Source organism: Coleofasciculus sp. LEGE 07092 (assembly GCF_015207375.1).
Lineage (GTDB): Bacteria > Cyanobacteriota > Cyanobacteriia > Cyanobacteriales > Coleofasciculaceae > LEGE-07092.
This window is the reverse complement of sequence record NZ_JADEWY010000044.1, coordinates 19799-44816: the sequence shown is the minus strand read 5'-3', so window position 1 is coordinate 44816 and position 25018 is coordinate 19799. Positions and strand designations below refer to the sequence as shown.

The window sequence follows — 25018 nt, the reverse complement described above, 5'->3', positions numbered from 1 at the left end:
CTCCCCATCTCCTCCGCTCCCACTCTTAATCCGAATCCGGTGTCGGTTCAGATTCTAGATGATGCAGGAAGTCGAGTAACTCCTCATCGGTTAGCAACTGACGCGATCGCTTTCCATAGGTTTGTACCAGATAATCGCGTCCTTGCTGCTGCGTCCAACCTAAACGCTTCAGTTCTACATTGGTTCTGGCAATAATTTCTGAGAAGTCAACAGGATTTTCAGGTGTTGGCTGGCTGCTTGTATCGCTATCCAATTTACTTTCAGAAAACGATGGGGCTGGAATTGAATCAGGCGTAGGCTCAAACAAGTCAGTTTCTGCCATCACCGGGGTTTCCACCTCCTCGGGTAATGGCTTCATCTCAGGGACTGAAAACTCCTCCGTCACCGTTATTTCATCGTCACCCTCTGGGGGTATTACCACTGGTGTGGTTTTTTTCTTGCGCTTTGATTCTGATTTAGAAGTACTCGTAACACTGCTGGTGCTGGGACTGGATGAAACTTCATGGGATGGAGTTGGTTCTAGGCTTTCTGGTGAGAATGCAGTAGTAACCGGAGGAGTGGGTTGGGGCAACACTGACACCTCTTGAGGAGCGATTGAGGACTTTAAGCTGCCATTGACGGCTGTCGGGTCGATCCCCAAAGCCACTAACGCTCGGTTTCTAGCTTTATCTTCTGCCAACTCAATTGTTTCAGCAGCCGCAAGAGCCGTTGCCAATGTCGTGCCTTCAACTTGAATCAAGCAGCGCACGATGTATTGACCGCGATCAATCGTGACTAACTCACCAATAAGGCTGCCTTTAGGATAGCGAACTCGGAATTGATTCAACATAATCTTTTACTGAAGGAAGAAGTCAGGAGACAGGAGTCAAACCATTTTAAATTCTGTTTGCACAAAGCTGCATTGTTACGAGTCAGGCTTTCTTCTTCTCAAGACTCCTCACCTGACTCACTTACTATTGTGTATTCTTTTACAGAACGAATTTTGTGAACGGGCATCTAGAACCTACAATAAATAAAGACCCTTGTCACTGTAACTCACTGCCCTAGCCGCAAAACGATTCAGTAACGAAGAGCGGTAACATTCCGTAACAGGTAGTGCGTCAGAGTGTGTGTCCGTTAACCAGAAACTGGGTGGCTCAATTAATACTCACCCGGTATCGGTAGCTTCTCACTTAACAGTTCTTTATCTCAAGAGATTGCATTTTACGATAACTGTGCTGTCGAGAAGCGATCGAATGGGGTAGGAGGATATCTGGCTCGAAAACATACCACTGTCGTTGAACCCGTGGTAATCATCAGTCATTCTCCAGAGATCTAACCCATCTCATCCTGGCAAGTCATCCTTGAACGAGTGACTTGAACCTCTTTTCTGGCAAGCGGAACACAACAATTACAGTTGGCAGTTAGTTCAGGCAATGAACGCCCAGTTACCAGCAACACGCCCTGAGTTGGGACACGCGGCTGGAAACTATCCCTACAGACGAGCGCTTTGCTAACAGAGCCACATCAAGCAAAATCAGGATCGACAAAAAGGATTGTTGGATGGAATTTTCAATCGCTACATTGCTTTCCAATTTCACAGATGACAAATCAGTAGCTCCCAAGATTTTGGAAAAAAAGCTGGGTTGTCAGGATGAAGCGAATCTCCAAAAACTCCACATCGCTTTGGATGCCCTAGAAAAAATTGGAATTTTAGTTAAAGAACGAGGCAGGTATCGCCGAGTCTACGAAGAAGACGTGGTGGAAGCCAAACTGCGCTGCTCTAGTAAAGGATTCTGCTTTGCAATCCAAGATGTTGAAGGAGCCGATGATATTTACATTCAGAAGAGCCATCTGAGTACCGCTTGGAATGGTGATCGCGTTCTGGTAAAAATTACCAAAGAAGGCAGCCGCCGCCGTTCCCCCGAAGGACAGGTACGGTTAATTCTAGAACGAGTAAATCCCTCCGTGCTGGCGCGAGTCAGGCAAGCTGAACAGGGCAATTACCAAGCCGTTCCCCTTGACGATCGCCTTCTGTTTGAACTCGAACTCAAACCGAACGGCACTATTCTAGAGCAAGCCGTCGATCATTTGGTTCACGTCCAAGTACTGCGCTACCCCTTGGGACATACCCCCCCCATGGGCAAAGTGGCACGCATTCTAGGAAATGACGCAGAAGATGCGGCTGATACCGACATTGTATGTTGTAAGCACGATTTGCGCCGTCAGTTTCCTGAACAAGTTCTCAACGCCGCCGACGCCTTACCCAAACAGTTACGCAAAACAGACTCAAAAAAACGCCTTGATTTGCGTTCATTATTGACGGTAACAATTGAAGACCCATCAGCTAGTCCGGGAAGTGCTATAGTCGAAAATGCCTTTACTCTCAAAAAAACCAAAACAGGACGCTGGCAGCTCGGGATTCACGTTACAGATGTAGCCTATTGGATACCATCCGATTCCCCCCTAGATAAAGAAGCGAGAAAACGAGGCACCGTTGTTTATCTGGGAGACACGGTACTACCGTTGCTGCCAGAAACAGCAATAACTCAACTGTCTCTGGTTCCCGGTGAAGATCGATTGGCGATTTCAGTGCTGCTGTCCCTGGATGAAACGGGTGAACTTTTAGAATTTGAGATTCATCCCTCCATCATTCAAGTAGATCATCAGCTCAGTTATGAACAGGCACAATCGCTGTTGGGAGGTCATCAAGACGTTCAACCGGAGTTAGCTCCAACTGTAGAAATGCTCAAGGAACTGTTTTTTACCTTGAGTCCCGCAGTCAGAGCGCAACGGCAGCAGCGGGGAGCTTTTGATCTGAGTGTACCGGACAAGAAAGAAGCGATCGTGCGCGTTTGTCCCCCTTATAAAGATGAAGGGCGGATTGGAGCTATTCTGGTTTCTGCATCTATGCCCCTGCGATCGCTTCTAGCCGACTTAATCGTGTTAGCCAATCAAGCCGTGGCATCTCATCTACACGCCCTCGGTGTGCCAGGGATTTATTGCGTGCAAACGTCTCCAGACCTCGATCAGCTAGAAGATTTGAGTAAATTGAGTACGAATCTCGGACTAGATTTGCAGCAAACCTCCGAGGAGGATGTCACCCCCCAAGACTACCAGCGCTTCACCCAACTTTTTGCCAAATCAACCGCCCCGCAAGTGCTGACTCATTTGTTACAGTCCACCTTAAAGCCAGTTGCTTACGGCTCTAAACCTGGCTCTCATTTTGGTCTGGCACTGGATACCACTGCCTATACCCACTGCATCTCACCGCTGTGGCGTTATTCAGATTTATTTGTACAACGGGTGTTGGGGGCAATTTTTGAGGAAGGACGCGATCGCCGTTCTACCCGTTCTAAAGAGCACGTCAACCTCAACCACAGCAGCTCTCACGGTAATATTAGCTGGAATGTTTTACCCCCGGATAGCCAGCAAGACTTGGAAATGAGATTAACTTCACTCATTCCCCATCTCAATGATCGTGAGAAGCTGGCTGAGGATGCAGAGGTGGATTTAGAGGGGTTGAAAAAAGCCGAACAAATGAAAGATCGCACCGGGGATGTCTTCAGCGGACTGATTACCGGCGTTCAGTCCTACGGGTTCTTTGTCGAAATTGAAGACTTGCTTGTAGAAGGATTGGTTCACGTCAGTTCCCTCAAAGATGACTGGTATGAGTATCGCTCTCGCCATGCTTGCTTAGTCGGTCGTAAAAACCGCACGGCATATCGACTTGGCGATCGCGTCGAAGTTCAAGTCAAAAGCGTTGATTATTACCGTCAGCAAATTGACCTGGTAACGGTTAGTGGTGGTAGCGTGGCAAGTAATGAAGATTTAGAAGATTAAGTCGTTTGTCATTGATCATTTGTTATTAGGTCAGCGAATGGCAACGGATGGGAGTCGTGGATGTAACGGATAAGTTATCGGTTGGTGTTTGCTAATGACCCATAAATAATGAATAATGACCAATGACTAACTGGTACGCCCTCAATCTAATAGATGTACTCAAGCGGCTGGATACTGATGCAGCGATTGGTCTTCAGTCGTCTGAGGTTCGCCGTCGCTTAGAAATCCATGGTCTTAACGAATTAAGGGACCAAAAGGTTGAAAGTCCCTGGAAGATTTTGTGGGAACAGTTGACCGCTACAGTAGTGGTGGTTTTGATTGTCGCTGCTCTGATTTCAGCACTCTTGGGTGAGTATCAAGATGCGATCGCTATCTTTGCTATTGTTGCGTTTAATGCCTTCTTAGGATTTCGGCAGGAGTATCAAGCTGAACAGGCAATCATCGCCCTTAAAAAGTTAGCGGTTCCCACCGTTAAAGTCCGCCGTCAAGGGGGAGTGGAAAAAATTTCCGCCCGTGACTTGGTGCCGGGTGATATTGTAATTTTGGACGCGGGGAGCTTAGTGCCTGCGGACTGCCGCTTGCTAGAGAGTTTCAACCTGCGTGCCTCAGAAGCCTCCCTGACAGGTGAATCGGAACCCGCCGACAAACAAGCACAAGACCTGAATCCTGGCAATCTTTCCCTAGCTGACCGACACAATATGGTCTATATGGGGACTTCGATTACCTATGGACGAGGGAGTGCTGTGGTGACTGAAACGGGGATGAACACTGAGTTGGGGCGAATTGCCACTGCTATTCAGAACATCGACCGGGAGGCAACTCCCCTCCAGCAACGCTTAGACCAATTAGGGTGGGTATTGGCGATCGCTATTTTAGTCCTGGTTATCGTCATTTTTTGTCTGGGGCTGCTGCGGGGAGAGAGTGTCAAATTAATGTTCCTCATGGCAGTGAGTCTAGCGGTGGCAGCTATTCCCGAAGGCTTGCCCGCCGTTGTCACCATTGCTTTAGCGTTGGGGGCGCAGCGGATGTTCAAGCAGCACGCCCTCATCCGTAAGTTGCCTGCGGTGGAAACCTTAGGTTCTGTTACCGCAATTTGCTCCGATAAAACAGGGACGCTGACTGAAAACCGGATGACGGTTACTTGTCTCGATCTCATGGAGCATCGTATTGATTTAACGGTTCCAGAGCGTACTCTAACCAATGAAACCGTTATCCCAACAGAGGAATATATTACCCCCTTAGGTCAAAATGGCGAGTTATCCAACCTGCTCAAAGCCCAACCCGCAGCCGCCTTACTCCTGACGGGGGCGGCACTTTGCAATGATGCATTGTTAGAGTTAGTTCCTGATCAATCCCATTCTTTTCATGCCATGGGCGATCCGACGGAAAGTTCCTTAGTAGTTGCTGCCGCTCGTTTGGGACTAGTGAAAACTGATTTAGAAAATACCTTTAAGCGGGTTGCCGAAGCCCCCTTTAACTCAGAGCGCAAGCGGATGACGACAATCCACCAACTGCCGATAAATAACGGCAACTTTCCAGAAGGGTTGGATTGGTTAGGACAGTGGCGGATGGCGTTCGGGAGTTCTCCTTACATTGCCTTTACGAAAGGCGCGGTTGATAGTCTGGTAGCGGTTTGCAATCAGGTTTGGGTTAACGGTAAGATTGCCCCCCTGAACAATTTCTGGTCTAAGCTCATTTCTCATACCAATAACCAGCTAGCCGGAGATGGCTTTAGGGTTTTAGGGGTAGCTGTCCGAGCTTTAGAGAGCGATCGCTGCCAAGATACTCTGGAGCAAGACTTGGTATTTGTGGGTATGATCGGCATCATTGATCCGCCCCGTTCTGAAGTCAAAGATGCAGTGCAGACTTGCCTAAAAGCGGGCATTCGCCCTGTAATGATTACAGGCGATCATCCTTTAACCGCTCGGCATATTGCCTCTGAACTAGGCATTTCCACTGATAGTTATATGCTGACGGGTCAGGATTTGGATCAGCTCTCAGTCAGCGAGTTAGAAAAGTTAGTCGAGGAAGTCTCTGTCTACGCCCGTGTTTCACCCCAGCACAAATTGGAAATCGTGCAGGCGTTGCAAAACCGAGGGCATATTGTTGCCATGACGGGTGATGGTGTGAACGATGCACCGGCTCTCAAAAAAGCGGATATTGGGGTAGCAATGGGTATTACGGGTACAGATGTTGCCAAAGAAGCTGCTGATATGGTTTTGCTGGATGACAATTTTACCACAATCGTTACGGCAACGAAAGAAGGACGGGTTATTTACGACAATGTTCGCAAGTTTATTAAATATACCTTGACGGGGAATTGCGGTGAACTCTGGGTTATCTTGCTTGCTCCTTTCTTGGGAATGCCACTGCCCCTCCTGCCTCTGCAAATTCTTTGGATTAACTTATTAGCGGATGGATTGCTGGCGCTGGCATTAGGGGTAGAGCCTGCTGAACCAAATATTATGAGCCGTCCACCTCACAATCCTAAAGAGAGTGTATTTAGTCGCGGGGTGGGTCGAGATATTGTTTGGATTGGGCTACTATTGGGTATTGTCTTACTGGCGGTTGATTACAGTTATTGGTCGGCTGGGCAGGTTAGTTGGCAGACGATGGTATTCTGCACCTTGGCGTTTTCCCGAATTGGCTTGGCTGAAAGTATGCGTTCTGAGCGGAATTCCTTGTTTACGATGAATCTGCTGGCAAACAAGCCGTTACTGGGAGCTGTTATCCTCACCTTTTTCATGCAACTGGCGGTGATATATGTTCCGTTCTTACAGGGAATTTTTAAGACTACAGCTCTGTCAGTAGGTGATTTGGGTGTCAGTTTGGTTTTGAGTACTATTGTTATTTGGGCAATGGAGTTGGATAAGGGGTGGCTGCGGCGCAGACAGAGGGAGAACTCTGGAATTCAAATAACTGAACTTTAGCGAGAGTTAGATTGTGGACACTACCTCAGTCTACTCTGTCGGCAGAATCCCCGTGTCTGAAGACCGGAAAGTGTCAACAAGGTGACAACCAGTAGGTGTTTTTTGGGGGGAATCTCTTTTTGGGGCTGCATTCCTTATTCCATAAGGGTTTGCAGTCTTTGCTGTTTCAAGGAGAGTGTCACGGTTTATGAAACCATTGCTATGACTAGATTTCAGACGATTTTTTATTTCCCTCTTGTCACTCTTTGGCTCTGGAATGCTACTATAAGAGGAGTCCGTCACCAACGCACCTTGAAAACTAAAGACGGTAAGGGTTCTGGATGCCTGCGGTTTAAACTCCACTTAATCCCTATCAGGGATTGAAACAAGAATGCCAGGGGTGCGGGTTTGGGGATTGTACGTTTAAACTCCACTTAATCCCTATCAGGGATTGAAACAAAACCGAGGCGGTAACAAACTCTAGCAAAGGGCGTTTAAACTCCACTTAATCCCTATCAGGGATTGAAACTGGTCCGAATTTTAATCCTGACTGCTCTTTTAGGGTTTAAACTCCACTTAATCCCTATCAGGGATTGAAACGTTCGTGATGCTTGTCCCAGGATTATTTTTAAGTTGTTTAAACTCCACTTAATCCCTATCAGGGATTGAAACGTCGGTTGTTGGATTTGCGTTTTTCTCGACAACCTTGGGTTTAAACTCCACTTAATCCCTATCAGGGATTGAAACCTCTTGCGATCGCGGCGATTTCGTCCAGCTCATCAATGGTTTAAACTCCACTTAATCCCTATCAGGGATTGAAACTGGCGAATCCTTAGAGGAAAAAATAGCTAAATCGGTTTAAACTCCACTTAATCCCTATCAGGGATTGAAACAGAGAATCATAAAGACACGCGACAACGGAGAGCTGTTTAAACTCCACTTAATCCCTATCAGGGATTGAAACACAGGGCAGTTATTCCTCATTGACTGACAAAAGTCTAACGCCCTCACCCCCAACCCCTCTCCCCAAGGGAGAGGGGAGCCGATTGATATTCTTGTTCCCTCTCCCCAAGGGAGAGGGCTAGGGTGAGGGCTTTCTAGGCATCTGCTCGCAAGTTTTGTCAGTCAACCAGGCAGTCATTCACTGGCAGAGTAAGTAACGTTTGAATTCCGCAGGGAGGGTGTGTTCACAATCGGTTAGACACTGTTCAACGACTGACGCCGTTACTTCTTCTTCGTGAAAATCTTTAGCCATAAAAATCCGGATAAGTGCCACGTCACCCTGTAAATTAATAGGCTTTCGCCAATCAGTACCACGCCAGAATCCTGGAAGTAGTCAAATACAGCTCTTTATCATGAAGAGGCTGTAAAACGTCCCATCATCCCATTATTAGATTTTAACAAGACTATTTCAACTTTCGATAATTGCCAAGCTCATAACTCCTGATGGCGATCGCATACTAGTTTATAGACTTGATTTTCAAAATTAACCAAGCTGCGGATAGGGAAATGAGCAATTTTAGGGATGTGCCCCAGAGCGTAAATCCGATAACAATAGCAAGTCATGTCACCACAGCTTGTTGATTTTGGTCAAGACTCCAACTAAATACAACTTTTGTGTGTGAGGGACTAACTTTGAATAACCATCAACTGACCTTTGTCAGTCAAGTAAGTTTATTGTATTTAATTGCAGGCTCTGTTTCTTTGGGAATAAACCCTGCTGCTGCCGAGACGACTGAGGCACTATCCCCAACGCTATCTAATTCATTACCTGACCTAGAAAAGAGTATTACCTCTCAGCCCAATACTATTGAGTTAACCTCTCCCTCAGCCCTTTTGCAACCAGGAGAGGGGAGTGAGCATAGGTTGCTAAACCTCTCATCTCAGATAGACATCCCAGAACCAATATCACAAGATTCCAACCCAGTCACATCCAAACCTACTGAACCTGACATTCTGGCTCAACGGGTTGAGACTAAAGAAGCAGAATCGATGGAACAGGTAACGCCTGTCTCCGAACTCCTTAAACCCATAGACTCCTCGGAAATGGGACAAGTAACATCTGTGTCTCAACTCTCAGATGTCTCTCCGGGAGACTGGGCGTATGAGGCATTAAGAAGCTTAGTCGAGCGCTACGGTTGTATTGCAGGATATCCCGTTCGCGAAGCGTTCTCCGAAGGAGTTGGCACCTTTCGCGGCAACCGCGCCTTGACTCGTTACGAGTTTGCTGCTGGTTTAAATGCCTGTTTGCAGCAAATTGAGCGATTGATTGTTGGTCGTCCCTCTGGAACAATTGAAGAGGATTTCACGACCTTACGGCGGCTGGTTGAGGAATTTGAGGCAGAACTAGCAACCTTGGGAGCCAGGGTAGATAACCTGGAAGGACGGGTTGCCTTTTTAGAAGATAATCAATTCTCCACCACAACCAAATTAAACGGTGAAGTCATCTTCTCATTAGTTGGTGCGACAGGGGGCGACCCAGATACTGGAGATGATGCCAATATTATCCTAGTTGACCGAGTACGGTTGAACCTCAATACCAGTTTTACTGGGAAAGACTTGCTGATTACAGGCTTGCAGGCTTACAACTTCGGGGGTGATATAACCGGAGCTGGTAGTGTTCAAGGAGCGCTGTTTCCTGGGCGGGATTCTTTCTTGAGTGAAGGTTCGACCAAATTGAGCTTTGAACCGCAGTTTCCCAGATTCAATCCCCAAGACCTTTCGACTACTATCGGTTCTAACGATATCGAGCTTTACAAGCTGCTTTACATCTTTCCCTCTGGGATTAACAATCTCACCCTGTTTGCTGGCACATCAGCAGAAGCGTCCGATGCGTTCCCCGCCATTATTCCCTTCTCCAGTGAAGGACAGGGCGCTATTTCTCGATTTGCCACATTAAACCCCGTCGTCAGAATATCAGGGGGTACATCACAAACGGGTTTGGCGTCTGCTGTGGGTTTTATCTGGGGTATTTCCGATAGTATAGACTTGCGGGCGCTGTATGGTAGTGTCAACGCGGCTATTCCAGAACAGAGTCCCAATAATATCTTAGGCGCAGGTTTCTTTAGTGGCAGTAACGTGGCGGCGGCTCAGTTAACGGTCAAACCTAGCAGTAATTTCGATATCGGTCTTAACTACGCCTACAGCTACCATGACCTCAATATATTGGGTTTGGGACTGACCCGATTTTCATCCAACGCCCTTAACATTCCGGGACTAACTGTTGACGCTAATGGTAATCCCATTGTTGGTGGCATTTTAACGACACCTGTTCATGTTAATTCTGTCGGTGCTACGGTCAATTGGCGTTTCACACCCAAGATTGCCCTCACGGGTTACGGTGCTTATTTCTTTGTCGATTCCGCCGCTGGACCTGATGCATCCTCCAACTTTACGACTTGGATGGCGGGGTTGTATTTCCAGGACTTATTGAAGGAAGGGAATACAGCCGGTTTGCTCTTTGGACAACCCCTGCATCGGGTGGATGCTGGCGGTGCGGCTGAACTGACTGAACCCGGTGTTGACCGAGAAACGCCTTACCATCTAGAGGCATTTTACAACTTTAAGGTCACTGATAACGTCAGCATTACTCCAGGGGCGTTTGTCCTATTTAATCCGGAGAGTGATGCCAATAACGATACAACTTTGGTGGGCGTGTTGCGGACTACTTTTACGTTCTAGGTGGTAGCGGATTTGGTAGCAGATGTAACGGATGGCTTTTCGGTGAGTTTCACTGTTAAGCCATTCGTTGCTATTTTTTCAGCAAATTATCTTAGTGGCGTGTCCTATCATGTCCTTGCAATTCACATTTTTTACCCCCTAATAGCTAGTTTTGTCTACTAATTTGTGGCGGGTTAAGGTGCTTTAGGTTTGCTGTAACACACCCTTATTGAATTGGATTTACTCCAGCAACCAACCAAACAATTCTTCTACTGTAAGCCGTAGCTCACTCGCAAACGATGGCACAGAAAGCTGCTGTTCTGGTTCATCTAATATTTCCGGCTGCTGCTTCGGGAGATAAACTAACACCGTTTGCTCGTCTGGATCAATCAACCAACCTGCTTGAGTCTCATAGTTCAAGGAGTGTATAATTTTTTTCGTGACTTTCATTTGGCTTTGATCAGGCGATAAAATTTCAATGATCCAATCCGGAGCAAAGGGGAAAACGTTAGCAATTTCGCCCTTCTCATCACGAGGAATTCTATCCCAAACAAACACAGACACATCAGGTACAATCGACCGTCCGCCAAATGTACACCGCAGTTCTGAGAAAGCCCGTGCAATTTTTCGAGGCTTCACTACTGCATTGATAGCTGTAGACAGTTCTGTCTGAATTGTGCTGTGCTTTCCTTGAGGCATTGGTTTCTGAATAATTTGACCCTTAATGTACTCACTGGCAGGTTTCGTTTCGGGTAGCTTCAGAAAGTCGTCTAAGGTAAGTAGTTTAGAGGGGGTTTGTACCATTTGAAGTCGCTTCCAAAGGAGTTTTATATTCTATTGTATAGACCCATAGGATTCAATCGCGTAGCTGGTTTGGATTCAACAACGCCCCAGGGATGACGGCATAACAGACGGCGAACCCACAGACTGCCAAAAGTCGAAAACCTGCTCTCCTACAGACTGGGGATGATAATTGTGGAAGAAATGACCACCATCTATACATTGCCACAAGCGATCGCTCTCCTTAAACCAAGGAAGCCATCCTTGCAGTTCATTCGGATCTACCACTATATCATCTCGACTACCGCACACCATCAACGGGACTGGAACTCCGCCAGGGGGTAAGGATACCCGTTTAAATAAAGAGTGAGGAGAGGGAGAGCGCTTTAAATCTTGCTCTAAAATTTTAATCAAACCCCTAGTCGCGTACCTATCCTGATCGCCAAATAAGTTGTAAACCATTTGAGTCAAAACCATTTGGCGGCTACAGCGCAGCAACTGAAGTTGAACATAGTAGTGAGCTTGCCAGTCAATGGCGGGATGAACGCCTACTGCTAATAGAGTTAAGGATTTGACTCGCTCTGGATACTTACGAGCATACAACAGTCCCACCAATCCTCCGGTGCCGTGACCGATTAGGTGAATTGGGCGATCGCAGGATTTGAGGTAGTCATGCAGTAACACTACTGGTACATCCACCGAACTCGGCTCATCCTGGCTTTGTTGATAGTCCCATTGAGCGATCGCTACTTGTCGGGATAAGTAACGAATCAGGGGCTGATCGAAGCGCTGCAAGCTAGGGCTTACATTTAACCAAAGGACATCCGGTGTAGTTGGCATTCAAATCACCTTTTGTAAAAAACAATAGATAACAACCAGTGAATAGCCAGTCCAGCTAATGAAGGCTAGGAGCTGAAGTTCATAAATCCAGCACCACCTGCCCACCAGAACTCTGGCAGTAACAAAATTCTTGAGAATAATCGTCAACAATTGACTGTTAACCAGCATACCAGCTTCCCAAGCTTTTTGAGAATAGTTTGCATTAGTAGTTTTGGCAAAATCTCTAAATGACTCCTCCCCATCCCTCCTACTCCCTTTCCACTAGAGGACTATCGAAAGTTACCTTAGGGAGTGGGGAAGACGGAGAACTCCGGGCTGATTTTCGGGCTTATCGACAAAGGTGCAAGATGTCAGTTAATACCAATTGGCTTTTCCAATGGCACATCTGGAACCCCCCCAGCCCCCCTTAACAAGGGGGGAGCAAGAGAGAATATGTGCCAAATTCAAACCCATTGGGTATAACTTGAGTTGGTGTAGAGATGGTAGGTAGTCAGAAACGCTTACACCGAAACGGGTTCCTGCTCCAAGGAACAGACCGATACTGCCTGACGTGACACAATCTGTAACTCATGAGGATAGCGGGGGCGCGGATCGTTTGCTAACCAAATAGGAGGAACCATCATGGGTTCATAGCAATCAATTTGATGCAAAACCCCTGGCTGGTTTTTGAGTTCTACAGTCGTCCCCGGTAGATACTCAAACATTTCATCCCAATCAATAGCTAATTCGGTGTTCATAGCACTCAATCAATCTGATACCTACAACTTTTGCCAGGTTCCCGAGATAAGCCAAGGAATAAACAATGCATTCTTGGTTTGGCTTACGATCTCCCATCGGGAACCCATTCCCTCGATCAACAATAGAAATGGCTTCTATCGAGAACAACCTCACCATGATCTGGCACCCAAGCTTTGCCAGGTGTTTGGGGACACCTGACAAAGCAACTTGGCTTCGTCAAATGCATATTCGCTGAGAGACTGGATCAATTTGACCCAAGCATCACGGTTGTAAGTGATGTGGCAAACTGGGTTCCAGCCTGAAGCGATCGCCTTTTCTAGGGCGGGTGCTGGTAGACACACTGAAGGGGTTGTTTGAAGGGACATACTCGTTCTCCGTCTCAAATCCATCAAAACTAGTGAAAAGCACTTCCCCTCAGCCGCACTAAGGAGAAGCGATTAAAATGACTTCTGTATTTATTTTTACAAAATGAGAGCGATTTCGCTTAATTACACGGGATAAATTAACAAATCCTGACAAAACCTACACGGATGCTGTTAAAACATACATTTCGAACTTCAATCTGTAGTATCAAAAAATATTAGGAAGCACTCACCAAACTGGAGACAATTAAGTATAAATACTCAACCTCTACCGAGTAACCCAAATTAACTTCAAGAAAATTAATGAATCCGTTAGCTGATCTAAACGTTCAGACGCTCAACTCTCTAGATTTACAAAACCTAATATTTCTTAATTAATGCCAACTAATAATTTATTTAAAAATTATCCTAGGTTAGGTGTAAAAACCAATACAACTATTTCCCAGGAATTAGACCATTTAATTTGTAAAAAAAACCGGAAGTTTAAGAAAAAAATTAGACCATCTCAATCGATAAAATTTTGTTAGATAATAGAGGAATAAAGGCAGAACCTTCATAAACGGTTCAACTTCCCTGAATCAACTCTTATCTATTCATATCGGAGGTCATTGCTCCTCTTCTCTATACCTTATAACTCTAAGCAAAACAACATAGAAGTTGTTAAAAGAGGTTTTATCCTTCAGCATTTCTTGCAGTCTAATCTCGATTTTTTGTAGTTTTGTATGGGGAAAGAGGAAATATTTCCCGCATTCACAATTTTGAGCCAGAAAAAGTATTACCTAGCGACTGATAAAGGTTCGAGACTATGAGTAAGAGAACTATTGCCACCTTAGACGGTAACGAGGCAGTTGCCCGCGTTGCCTATCCACTCAATGAAGTGATTGCTATCTATCCGATTACACCCGCTTCACCCATGGGTGAGTGGGCAGATGCTTGGTCATCGGAAGGTAAACCCAACCTCTGGGGAACTATTCCTGCAGTTGTCGAGATGCAAAGCGAAGCAGGGGCGGCAGGTGCAGTACACGGTGCCTTGCAAGCAGGCTCTATAACCACCACCTTCACAGCATCTCAGGGATTGTTGCTGATGATCCCCAACCTGTACAAAGTTGCTGGGGAAATGACCTCAGCCGTCATTCATGTTGCCGCGCGATCCCTTGCTGCCCAAGCCCTGTCCATCTTCGGCGACCACCAAGACGTAATGGCGTGCCGCGCCACGGGTTTTGCCCTACTCGCATCAGCGTCAGTACAAGAAGCCCACGATTTCGCCCTAATCGCTCAAGGGGCAACCCTAGAAACGCGAGTTCCCTTCATCCATTTCTTCGACGGCTTCCGCACCTCCCACGAAATTCAGAAAATCGAATTGCTGACGGAGGATGACCTGCGAACTCTGATCAATGATGATTTGGTAATGGCGCACCGGACTCGGGGCTTATCCCCCGACCATCCAGTGTTGCGGGGTACAGCACAAAACCCCGACGTTTACTTCCAAGCCAGGGAAACAGTTAATCCTTACTACAACGTCTGTCCCGATATTGTCCAAACCTCCATGGACAAGTTCGCCGAACTGACGGGACGACAATATCAGCTCTTTGAATATCACGGTGCAACCGATGCCGAACGAGTTGTCATACTGATGGGTTCCGGCTGCGAAACCGTTCACGAAACCGTAGACTATTTAGTCAGCCAAGGTGAAAAAGTAGGAGTTGTCAAAGTCCGGCTCTATCGCCCCTTTGATATAAAACGGTTAGTTGCCACTTTACCCACCACAACCCAGAGTATCGCCGTTCTCGATCGCACAAAAGAACCCGGTGCCGGTGGCGAACCCCTGTATCTGGATGTAGTTACCGCCCTTTATGAAGAATGGTCAGCCCCAATGCCCAAAGTGGTCGGCGGACGCTACGGCTTATCCTCCAAGGAATTCACGCCAGCGATGATCAAGGGCATCTTTGATAACCTTGCTGCGGAAAAACCGAAAAACCACTTTACTATCGGTATTAACGACGACCTCACCCACACCAGCTTACCCTTCGATGCCAATTTCTCCACCGAACCGGATAGCGTGGTGCGGTGCTTGTTCTATGGGTTAGGTTCAGACGGCACGGTGGGTGCTAACAAGAACTCAATCAAGATTATTGGCGGAGAAACCAACAACTACGCCCAAGGTTACTTTGTTTACGACTCCAAAAAATCCGGTTCCGTTACCGTTTCTCACCTGCGCTTCGGTCCAGAGCCAATCCGTTCCACCTACCTAATCGACAAAGCCAACTTTGTCGCCTGTCATCAGTGGCTGTTCCTAGAAAAATTAAACGTCCTGAGTTCTGCTGCCCCCGGTGCTACTTTCCTACTGAATAGCCCCTTCGGACTTGATGAGGTGTGGAGCCGACTACCCCGTCCCGTACAGCAAGAAATTATTAATAAGAACCTCAAGTTTTACGTCATTGACGCCAATCAAGTGGCGACTAGCAGCGGCATGGGACGGCGCATCAATACGGTGATGCAGGTGTGCTTCTTTGCTTTGGCTAACGTCTTACCACGAGAAGAAGCGATCGCCAAAATCAAGAAGTCCATTGAAAAGACTTACGGTAAGAAAGGGGCAGAAGTTGTCCGCATGAATATCGAAGCGGTGGACAATACCCTAGCCAATCTGCACGAAGTTCAAGTGCCAGATACTGTTGACAGCACTGCTGAACTACTACCACCTGTTCCCGATACGGCTCCAGCGTTTGTGCGAGAAGTCTTAGGTCAGATGATTGCCCGTGGTGGTGATAACCTACCCGTCAGTGCTATGCCCGTTGATGGCACATTCCCCACAGGCACAACTCAATGGGAAAAACGCAATGTTGCCCTGGAAATCCCGGTTTGGGACGCCGATGTCTGCGTACAGTGCGGCAAGTGCGTTATCGTTTGCCCCCATGCAGTGATCCGGGGAAAATCTTACGATCCGCAGGTTTTAGACGGCGCACCCGCTAACTTTAAATCCACGGATACCAAAGATAAAGAGTTTGCCGGACAGAAATTTACCATTCAAGTCGCGGCTGAAGACTGTACGGGTTGCGGTATCTGTGTAGATGTATGCCCAGCGAAGAATAAGTCTCAGCCTAAACTGAAAGCCATTAACATGGAATCTCAGCTACCCCTGCGGGAGCAAGAACGGGAAAACTGGGACTTCTTCTTAAGTATCCCCAATCCCGATCGCCGTTCGCTGAACTTAGACCGCATCCGGCAGCAACAGTGGCAGGAACCGCTGTTTGAGTTCTCCGGGGCTTGTGCGGGGTGTGGGGAGACACCTTATCTCAAGTTAGCAACCCAGTTGTTTGGCGATCGCATGGTGGTTGCTAATGCCACAGGTTGTTCCTCGATCTACGGCGGCAATCTGCCTACTACCCCTTGGGCGCAGAATGCTGAAGGACGGGGACCTGCTTGGTCAAATAGTTTGTTTGAAGATAACGCCGAATTTGGTTTAGGCTTCCGGGTTTCCATTGACAAGCATACTCAATTTGCTGGCGAGTTACTCCAGAAGTTGGCGGGTGAAATTGGCGATAACTTAGTCAGTGCTATCCTCAACGCCGAGCAAAAATCTGAAGCCGACATTTGGGAACAACGGGAACGGGTTGCCGAACTCAAGCAAAAACTGCAAGGACTTAATTCCCCCGACGCCAAGCAACTCCTGAGTCTGGCAGATTATTTAGTGAAGAAGAGTGTTTGGATTATCGGCGGTGACGGTTGGGCGTATGATATCGGTTACGGTGGCTTAGATCATGTGATTGCCGGTGGTCGCAATGTCAATATCCTGGTTCTGGATACTGAGGTTTATTCCAACACCGGCGGGCAAGCATCAAAGGCTACCCCTCGTGGTGCTGTTGCTAAATTTGCCGCTGGCGGCAAACCTGCACCGAAGAAAGACTTGGGCTTAATTGCCATGACCTACGGTAATGTCTACGTGGCTAGTGTGGCAATGGGTGCGCGGGACGAACATACCCTGAAGGCGTTCTTGGAAGCCGAAGCCTACAACAGTCCATCCTTAATCATTGCCTATTCTCACTGCATCGCCCACGGGATTAATATGACAACGGCGATGTCCCATCAGAAAGCAATGGTGGATGCAGGACGCTGGCTGCTGTATCGGTATAATCCAGAGTTGGTGAAAGAAGCGAAGAATCCTTTGCAACTGGATATGCGTAGTCCCAAATTCTCCGTGGAACAATCGATGTACAAGGAGAATCGCTTCAAAATGTTGACCAAAACGAAGCCAGAGGATGCTAAACACTTACTCGAAGCCGCCCAACAAGATGTAAATACTCGTTGGCAAATGTACCAATATCTGGCAGCCCGTCAGTTGGACACTCGCAACGGTCATGGTAATGGTAAGTCTACCCCTGCGGGTGGGGAGGTTAAGGAAACGGCGAGTACTTAGGGGGGAGTAGGGAGTAGGGAATAGGAAGTAGGGGAAGATTTTCTATTTCCCCTGACTACTTTCTACTTCCTAACCAAGGTTTCCTACAGATTGCTAACAGTAAGTTGAGAGGTTAAAAAAGATGGATCTGACAACGACTTACATGGGGTTAGAATTGCGATCGCCCCTGGTAGTAGGCGCGGCTGCACCCTTGACTGAAGATATCGACAACATCAAGCGGATGGAGGATGCGGGTGCTTCGGCTGTAGTGCTGCATTCCTTATTTGAGGAGCAACTGCGGCAGGAAAAGCTGGAGCTACACCATCACTTAGAATACGGGACAGAAAGTTTCGCCGAAGCCCTTAGCTATTTTCCAGAACCTGAAGTCTTTCATGTCGGGGCTGAAGAATATCTGAACCATATCCATAAGGCAAAGGAAACGGTAGGTATTCCCATTATCGCCAGTCTCAACGGCTCAACTTTAGGGGGATGGACGCACTATGCCCAGGAAATCCAGCAGGCGGGGGCGGATGCGCTGGAGTTGAATATATACAGCATTCCCACGGATATGTCAATGACGGGGGAACAGGTTGAACAGACTTATCTAGATATCTTGCAAGCCGTTAAATCTGAGGTGACGATTCCTGTCGCTATGAAACTCAGCCCGTTTTTCAGCAACATGGCAAACATGGCGAAGCGGTTAACAGATTCTGGTGCTAACGGTTTGGTACTGTTTAACCGATTCTACCAGCCGGATATTGATATCGAAGCGCTGGAAGTATCACCCAATGTACTGCTGAGTACACCGCAAGCCATGCGCTTACCGATGCGCTGGATTGCTATTTTGTATGGTCGCCTCCCGGTTGACTTCGCCGCAACCAGTGGCGTTCAGAAAGGGCAAGATGTCATCAAGATGATGATGGCGGGTGCCAAGGTGACGGAGATTGTGAGTGTCCTACTGCGTCATGGAATTGGGCATTTGCAAGATGTTGAGCAAGAAATGCGCCATTGGATGGAGGAGCATGAGTACGAGTCGGTGAAACAGATGCAGGGAAGTATGAGTCAGATTAACTGTCCCGATGAAAGTGCCTTTGAACGGGCGCAGTACATGAAGGCAATTCAGACTTATAAACCGGAACTCATGGCATTTGCACCATAATTCTAGAGTTCATAGTTCAAAATGGGGAAGATAGATTTAATTTATCCTCCCCATCTCTCTTGTCTCTTCTAGTCGTTCAGTCAGTGACATTCCACTTAAGCACTACAGCAAGTAGCACTTGTGACGGATAGCTAAACGTCCTTGATATAGGAAATGTGGGTATTCGTTGTATTAAAACCGACGGATTCGTATAACCGCAGCGCACCAGACAGATTTTTAGCATCAACACCAAGCTTGGCTGTTTCTACACCAGCCGCTTGTAAACGCTGTAGTCCAGATAGCAGCATTGCCCGTCCCAGTCCTATCTTGCGAAAGCCGCGTGGACGCGAATTCCCAGAAATCCGTCAATAACTTCGCCTGTTGGAGCAATCCACAACCGACCAAAGCCAATGAGCTGACCCTCTGCATCTTCCCACAGACAAAGACCACGCGCTTTGTCTACTGATGGTTCATCAAGCGATCGCTGTAGTTCTGAGACAGATGTCCCTGAGTCCAAGCGATCAACGGCTTCACAGGTGTTGATGAGGTGTGCGATCGCTTCTAAATCCGCTTCCCCCGCATAGGGGCGCATGGTTAGAGTAATCATAAATGTGTGAGTTGCCTCAATAGCAGCAACTAGAGGTTGCAATTGGCTACAGTCATACTACAATCGATTACGGAAATAAGACTTCATCTTGTTGATTCACCCAACCAGGTGAACCAAAATTAATACATTCCCCCAAAGCCAGGAAAAAGCCTCACGGTTTCTGGAAAAGACTTCTGGCACCATGTAGTTAACAACGTGTTGAGAAAAAAAGCCAATGCCCGTTACTATTCAAACTCGACACATGGGTCGTTTTATCGATCCGTGGTCTTACATTGCTCTCGGTGCAGCAGGGCTGGTGCTTCTGGCATTTATCGTTGCTCAGTTTTTTCAGAAAACACTAGTCTCTACTACTGTCAGTGCCAGTGAAGACGAACCTGCTCAACTTGAGGCAATCCAACTCAGTCGTCAACCCATTGGTGCTTTACGGATTGATGTTAAAGCGCTGATTCCAACGAATCGATGGGTTACTTACGAAATTCAACTATTCGATCAACAAGGTCAAGTTATTGCCTCTGCTATCAAGGAAGCTTGGAAGGAGTCCGGCACTTGGTATGAAGAAGGGGAGTCCGGAAGTTGGTCTGAAGAAGACACTTTAGGTGGACTTGACGTTCGCGCCCAGAAAAATGAGCAAGTCAGCATCGCTGTTGCAGTATTAGAGTACGGACAGATATCTGGACAAGAACTTGATGAACCTGTGCAATTTAAAGTGACGGTTCAAAATGGAGTTGTTGATACGCGCTACTTGTTGCCTGGTTTAATTGGCGCTGGTAGCCTTGCCCTTATCGCTTTTATGGCTACTCCCCTCAGTGGGAAAAAAGCGATCGCAAAAACAATACGCGATAGCGATCCTAGTGGACGCGGCACAGCGGGGGGTTCCGATCGCCTCGTGCGGGTTAAGGTGGACGTGAAATCCGATGAAACCTCACCCCGTCAGCTTGAAGTTCGCCTGTTTATCAACGACGCCTATGGCGAACAAATTTATGCTCACTCTTTGCCAATGACTCTTAGGTACAAGAAAGAAAACGGTAAGGTTGAAGAAGCCACTGGCAAAGTACAGGCGTTTTTCATTCTAGAACCCCGCAGTTCTTACGGGTTCCATGTGGAAGTCATGCCAGATGCCCCCGTAGATCAAACTACTCTCACCGTCCGCGATCGCACCCGTACCCGGCAAAGCGTTGAAGTCGTGCAGATTAGTCCATCTCCATTAGACATCTCCGAAAATCCTCAAGACCAACAGACCTAAACAGCAGTTAGATAAAAATTCCCCATTCCCTATTCCCTATTCCCCATTCCCCATTGTTAGACAGGAGTTCCACAGAATGCTGACTAAAGTTTTGGCAGCAACGGCTGTTGCGATCGCAGTATTTACCATCATCGCTGGCTATACCCAACGTTCTGCCCTAGTCCTGGGAGAAGAGAAACAAAGAAACTACTGGTCTCGACGAGGGACAAGCTTATCCGGCACCTACAATGAGAACACTACTGGAACCTCCGGTGGAGTAATCTGGGTGCCTCTCCCGAATCGGTCGTCCTACGGTAGTTTTCGCGGCGGTGGACCCAGTGCAGGAAAGTAACTTAACTCAATCTTGCACCAAAACCTCCCTTAACCTCCGCGTACCTCTGCGTTTTAAAAAAACCGCTGATTAAGTAGAGATGCCAGATATAAGTTAACTCAAATGTGGGGGGCTAACGCTAATGCTCCAAAATTCAAATTCACAAAATAGCCAAAATGTCAATACTACCGCCACGCGATCGCATATTCTATCGTTGAGCCGTACTCAGAAGCGACTACTGCTTGCCGCCGCTGCAGTTTCCTCTATCTGCGGATTAGCGGTTGAGCTGCTTTTGGGAACCCTCGCCAGTTACTTAGTAGGAAATCAAGCGCTATCCTATGGTGTGGCGGTTGGAGGATTTTTGGCGGCAATGGGTATCGGGTCTTACCTGAGCCGATTTATTGCGACAGACACGAAATCTCCGTTACAACAGCGCCAGTTGCTCTCGGCATTTGTCAAGGTTGAATTGCTAATTGCTCCCCTGACTGCCCTACTACCCTTAGGGTTATTCGCTTTATTTATTATTGGCGGTTCCCTGTGGTTGGGATTGGGTCTGGTAACAGTAGTGCTAGGTATCTTAGCGGGTTTGGAAGTGCCGCTACTGACACGGGTGCTGGAACTAGAAGAGGGAGTGCGGGACGCCTTAGCTGGTGTTTTGGCACTCGATTATTTGGGCGCACTGTTGGGTTCCTTAGCGTTTCCCCTGCTGCTGCTGCCACTAATCGGTTTGTTCCCAGCCGCCTTTGTCTTGGGGGCGTTACCTGCTTTCATGGTTTTTGCTATTGGTAGGCACTTTCCCAGACTCCGCCGCTGGGGATATGTGGGGTTAGCCGTGGCTGTCCTGCTTTGTGTCTTGGCACCCGCAGCAATTCCAATAAGCAATAGGCTAGAAAATACCTTGTATCAAGCGCCAGTTATCACGCGCATCCAATCATCCTACCAACGCATCGTCCTAACTCGGCAGGGAAAAGACTTGCGACTGTTCCTCGACGGGGACTTGCAACTGTCTACTCTTGATGAGTACCGCTATCATGAAGCACTAGTGCATCCGGCAATGAGTGCCAGTAGTGGTAAGCGTCGTGTGTTGGTATTGGGTGCTGGTGATGGGATGGCGGTGCGAGAAGTCCTGAAATGGTCAGAGGTAGAACGGGTGGTGCTAATTGAGTTAGACCCGGAAGTGGTGAAATTGGCACGTCATCATCCTCAGTTAGTACAGGTTAATGGGGATGCCTTAGCTGACTCTCGTGTTGAGGTACTCAATGCTGATGCGTTTGTGGCAGTACCAGAACTCAATGAAACCTTTGATGTCATTATTGCCGATTTTCCTGACCCAGACCGGGCAATTCTTGCCAAGTTGTATACAGAAGGATTCTATCAGCGTCTGCTGCCAAGATTAGCCGATGGTGGAGTTTTCGTTACTCAAGCCTCTAGTCCCTTTTTTGCACCAGATGTTCTAAGCTGTATTGTGGCAACACTAGCAGATGTCGGACTATCAACACATCCTTATGTAGTGGATGTTCCCAGTTTTGGTCCTTGGGGTTTTGTATTAGCGTCGCGGCAGCCTATTCAATCAGATACTTTAAAATTACCTGTGCCGACTCGCTATCTTACTGAGCCTATTTTGCGCCATTTATTTGAGTTACCTAAAGATATTCAGTTGCGTGATGTTGAGGTGAACCGCCTCTCTCATCCGGTAATTGTCCGCTACCAGTCTGACCCCCGTTGGGCAACTTATTAAGGTAAGTAAACCCGAAAACCCACCCAGAGTTAAAACTCCGGGCTAATAGCTTAAGTCCACGCTTTGTGGACTACAAGTCTTATCCAGTCGTCTAAAGACGACTTTAGCTATGAGACAGTGGTTTTAACCACTGGCGGGTTGTTGCCACTGGTGCAAGTTATCAGTTTAAACCCAGTCATTAGAGAGAAACAGCGGTTATGAAACGGCTAACCTCTACTCTTCTCAGACGCTTCTGTGGGGTAATTCTTGCTATCGTGCTTTTCTGTCTACTCAGAATGCCCCTTTCTACTCAAATCAGGACACCCTTAAAAGGTATCACCAGTACACTCGTTCAGCAAACCTCAACTCCTCTATCCTTATTTCCTAGAGCATCACCTCATACAAATTTCACAAAACCCCAAGAACTTGAAGCGTTCTTAGATCAGTTCTTTTCCGAACGCATGCAAGCCGAACACATTCCCGGTGCGGTATTTGTTTTAGTCAAAGGTGGCAAAATCTTCTTCGCCAAAGGCTACGGCTATGCTAACCGAGAGGCGCAAATCCCTGTTATTCCCGAAAAGACAGTCTTTCGCGTCGGTTCTGTCTCCAAACTGTTTACAGCTACTGCTGTCATGCAATTGGTAGAACAGGGAAAACTTAACCTGAACGAGGATGTTAACCACTACCTCAACAATTTTCAATTGGAGAATAAGTACCCTCAACCCGTCACCACTGCCAACTTACTCACTAATACCAGCGGAATTGACGAAAACTTTATCGGCATCGCTGCCCGCAACCCATCTGAAATCACACCTCTAGGAGACTATCTTACCCAGCATCTGCTGCGCCGTATTTTGCCTCCAGGAGAGATACTTCGATACAGCAATCAGGGCTTTGCCTTAGCTGGCTATCTAGTTGAAGCTATCTCCCGCCTTCCCTTCGCCCAATACGTTGACGAATATATCTTGCAACCCCTAGGAATGCGTCACAGTAGCTTTGAGTTGAAACCGTCGCTATTATCTGACCTAGCTGTTGGGTATCGGTATAGAAATGGCAACTATCACCAACTACCGATAGTCTACACCAACGATATGCCATCAGGAGCCTTGAACGTAACGGCTACTGATATGGCTCATTTTGCGATCGCTCATTTGCAAAATGGTCGCTACGGCAATATCCGCATTTTACAAGATGCCACTGCTCAACAGATGCATCAACAACAGTTTACCCACCATCCCCAATTGCCCGGTCAAGCCTATGGTTTTTACGAACGGTTTCAAAACGGATTGCGTGCCATAGAACATGATGGTCATATCGCAGGATTTAAGAGCCATCTCTTTTTACTCCCCGACCAGAACTTGGGCTTTTTTTCTGCCTACAACAATGATAAAGGTGAGCTGCACAATGAACTCATTACCCGCTTTCTCGACCATTACTACCCACAGTCAAAATATTCTGATTCTGTAGCACTATTTTCTAAGGGGAATGGGGAATGGAGAATGGGGAATGGGGATTTGTCTTCTTTGATTACGAATTCTCGTCTTATCATGCCAGATCTACAAAAACGTGTTAGCAATTTCACAGGAAATTATCGATACATTCGCTATCCACACAGCAGTATTGAAAAGCTAGCAGCGTTATTACCCAGTTCTCCCCTATCGACATCTGAACTGCAAGTGACAGCCAACAGGGATGGCACTTTAACTCTTGGAAAAAGCCGTTTGATGGAAATAGAGCCAATGTTGTTCGGTCAATCGGGTGGTTGTCCTCTCCAATTTTCAGGAATAACGTTTCCTGATGTGGCATTCCGAGAAGATGACCGAGGGCGTATTACTCATTTATTCCTAGGTAAATATGCCTTTGAAAAGTTGTCTTGGTACGAAACGACAAAGTTTCAACTGAGTTTGTTAGGAATTTGTGTTTTTGTCTTCTTATCGGGAATAATGAATTGGGTTATTAAAAAGTTGCAAGGGTATTGTACTAATCCCCTTTCCCGTTGCTTCCCCACTCAGTTGGGGAACTATCAACGATTATCTCATGGGGCGCGATCGCTAGCTGAATTGGTCTGCCTCTTAAACTTAGTGTTTATCATCAGTTTTGTGCTGGCTCTGGCACTGATGGATTTGTCAGAGTTTGCTTACGGTATGCCGCTTTTGATAAAGGTATTGCTTTGCATTCCCGTAGTGACAACTAGCTTGACCCTAGGCTTGCCAGTCTTTGCGGTGCTAGCTTGGAGAAACAAGTATTGGTCAGTTATGAGTCGATTGCATTACTCAGCGATCACCTTAGCAGCACTGGGTTTTCTTGGGTTCCTAGACTACTGGAATATTCTGGGATTCCGATTTTGATGGGGGCAACAACTACCTAGCATTTATCAGTGAGTCACATTTCGTAGGGGCGGGTTCATCTATAATCTAGGTAGGCAGGCGAAATTGCTGGGAAACCCGCCCCTACCAACTTGATAATTACCGAATTTGATAGCTGACAATCATTTGTGAA

At 47.2% G+C, this 25018-nt stretch carries 15 protein-coding genes, 1 pseudogene and 1 CRISPR repeat array; of the genes and pseudogenes, 9 read left to right on the top strand and 7 right to left on the bottom strand.

Annotated features, from left to right (window positions below; translation table 11 throughout):
• Positions 1-25: 25 nt before the first annotated feature.
• Positions 26-829, bottom strand: a complete 804-nt coding sequence (locus tag IQ257_RS13010) for a hypothetical protein (protein WP_193873648.1) — start codon at positions 827-829, stop codon at positions 26-28.
• 713 nt (positions 830-1542) lie between these two features.
• On the opposite strand from IQ257_RS13010, the gene IQ257_RS13005 reads away from it, so the two are divergent.
• From IQ257_RS13005 to IQ257_RS12995, 3 genes are all read left to right on the top strand, one after another.
• A complete protein-coding gene (locus IQ257_RS13005) occupies positions 1543-3822 on the top strand; it encodes a ribonuclease R family protein (RefSeq protein WP_193873647.1) in 2280 nt (759 codons plus the stop codon).
• Positions 3823-3944: 122 nt separating this feature from the next.
• On the top strand, positions 3945-6752 hold the full coding sequence (locus tag IQ257_RS13000) for a cation-translocating P-type ATPase (protein ID WP_193873646.1): 2808 nt from the start codon (positions 3945-3947) through the stop codon (positions 6750-6752).
• 329 nt (positions 6753-7081) lie between these two features.
• Positions 7082-7695: direct repeats of the CRISPR family, unit length 37 nt; unit sequence GTTTAAACTCCACTTAATCCCTATCAGGGATTGAAAC.
• A 671-nt stretch (positions 7696-8366) separates the two neighbouring features.
• On the top strand, positions 8367-10412 hold the full coding sequence (locus IQ257_RS12995) for an iron uptake porin (protein WP_228060674.1): 2046 nt from the start codon (positions 8367-8369) through the stop codon (positions 10410-10412).
• A 219-nt stretch (positions 10413-10631) separates the two neighbouring features.
• On the opposite strand, the gene IQ257_RS12990 is transcribed toward IQ257_RS12995, so the two are convergent.
• The 4 genes and pseudogenes from IQ257_RS12990 to IQ257_RS12975 all read right to left on the bottom strand — a co-directional run bounded on the left by IQ257_RS12990 (position 10632) and on the right by IQ257_RS12975 (position 13114).
• Complete coding sequence (locus IQ257_RS12990; protein ID WP_193873645.1) at positions 10632-11195, bottom strand: Uma2 family endonuclease; 564 nt, start codon at positions 11193-11195, stop codon at positions 10632-10634.
• A 75-nt stretch (positions 11196-11270) separates the two neighbouring features.
• Entirely contained in the window at positions 11271-12011 is a 741-nt protein-coding gene (locus IQ257_RS12985; protein WP_193873644.1) for an alpha/beta fold hydrolase, read from the bottom strand.
• 500 nt (positions 12012-12511) lie between these two features.
• Positions 12512-12748 carry a hypothetical protein gene (locus IQ257_RS12980; protein ID WP_193873643.1) on the bottom strand — a complete coding sequence of 79 codons (237 nt, stop codon included), beginning with the start codon at positions 12746-12748 and terminating at the stop codon, positions 12512-12514.
• 116 nt (positions 12749-12864) lie between these two features.
• Positions 12865-13114, bottom strand: a pseudogene (locus tag IQ257_RS12975) (hypothetical protein).
• An 802-nt stretch (positions 13115-13916) separates the two neighbouring features.
• Here IQ257_RS12975 and nifJ point away from each other — a divergent pair.
• Both nifJ and IQ257_RS12965 read left to right on the top strand, forming a co-directional pair.
• The gene (nifJ, locus tag IQ257_RS12970) at positions 13917-17525 is read left to right on the top strand and encodes a pyruvate:ferredoxin (flavodoxin) oxidoreductase (RefSeq protein ID WP_193873642.1); all 3609 of its coding nucleotides are present in this window, start codon (positions 13917-13919) and stop codon (positions 17523-17525) included.
• Between the two features lie 121 nt (positions 17526-17646).
• Positions 17647-18663 carry a dihydroorotate dehydrogenase-like protein gene (locus IQ257_RS12965; RefSeq protein ID WP_193873641.1) on the top strand — a complete coding sequence of 339 codons (1017 nt, stop codon included), beginning with the start codon at positions 17647-17649 and terminating at the stop codon, positions 18661-18663.
• A 131-nt stretch (positions 18664-18794) separates the two neighbouring features.
• Here IQ257_RS12965 and IQ257_RS30095 read toward each other — a convergent pair whose 3' ends face one another.
• Both IQ257_RS30095 and IQ257_RS30090 read right to left on the bottom strand, forming a co-directional pair.
• A complete protein-coding gene (locus IQ257_RS30095) occupies positions 18795-18950 on the bottom strand; it encodes a hypothetical protein (protein ID WP_228060672.1) in 156 nt (51 codons plus the stop codon).
• Between the two features lie 14 nt (positions 18951-18964).
• Positions 18965-19249: a hypothetical protein gene (locus IQ257_RS30090; RefSeq protein WP_228060671.1), complete on the bottom strand. Its 285-nt coding sequence runs from the start codon at positions 19247-19249 to the stop codon at positions 18965-18967.
• Between the two features lie 214 nt (positions 19250-19463).
• Here IQ257_RS30090 and IQ257_RS12955 point away from each other — a divergent pair, with 214 nt between their 5' ends.
• From IQ257_RS12955 to IQ257_RS12940, 4 genes are all read left to right on the top strand, one after another.
• On the top strand, positions 19464-20492 hold the full coding sequence (locus tag IQ257_RS12955) for a hypothetical protein (RefSeq protein WP_193873640.1): 1029 nt from the start codon (positions 19464-19466) through the stop codon (positions 20490-20492).
• 76 nt (positions 20493-20568) lie between these two features.
• Complete coding sequence (locus IQ257_RS12950; RefSeq protein ID WP_193873639.1) at positions 20569-20823, top strand: hypothetical protein; 255 nt, start codon at positions 20569-20571, stop codon at positions 20821-20823.
• 121 nt (positions 20824-20944) lie between these two features.
• Positions 20945-22540 carry a polyamine aminopropyltransferase gene (locus IQ257_RS12945; RefSeq protein ID WP_193873638.1) on the top strand — a complete coding sequence of 532 codons (1596 nt, stop codon included), beginning with the start codon at positions 20945-20947 and terminating at the stop codon, positions 22538-22540.
• 197 nt (positions 22541-22737) lie between these two features.
• Positions 22738-24867, top strand: a complete 2130-nt coding sequence (locus tag IQ257_RS12940) for a serine hydrolase domain-containing protein (protein ID WP_193873637.1) — start codon at positions 22738-22740, stop codon at positions 24865-24867.
• The last annotated feature ends 151 nt before the right edge of the window (positions 24868-25018 follow it).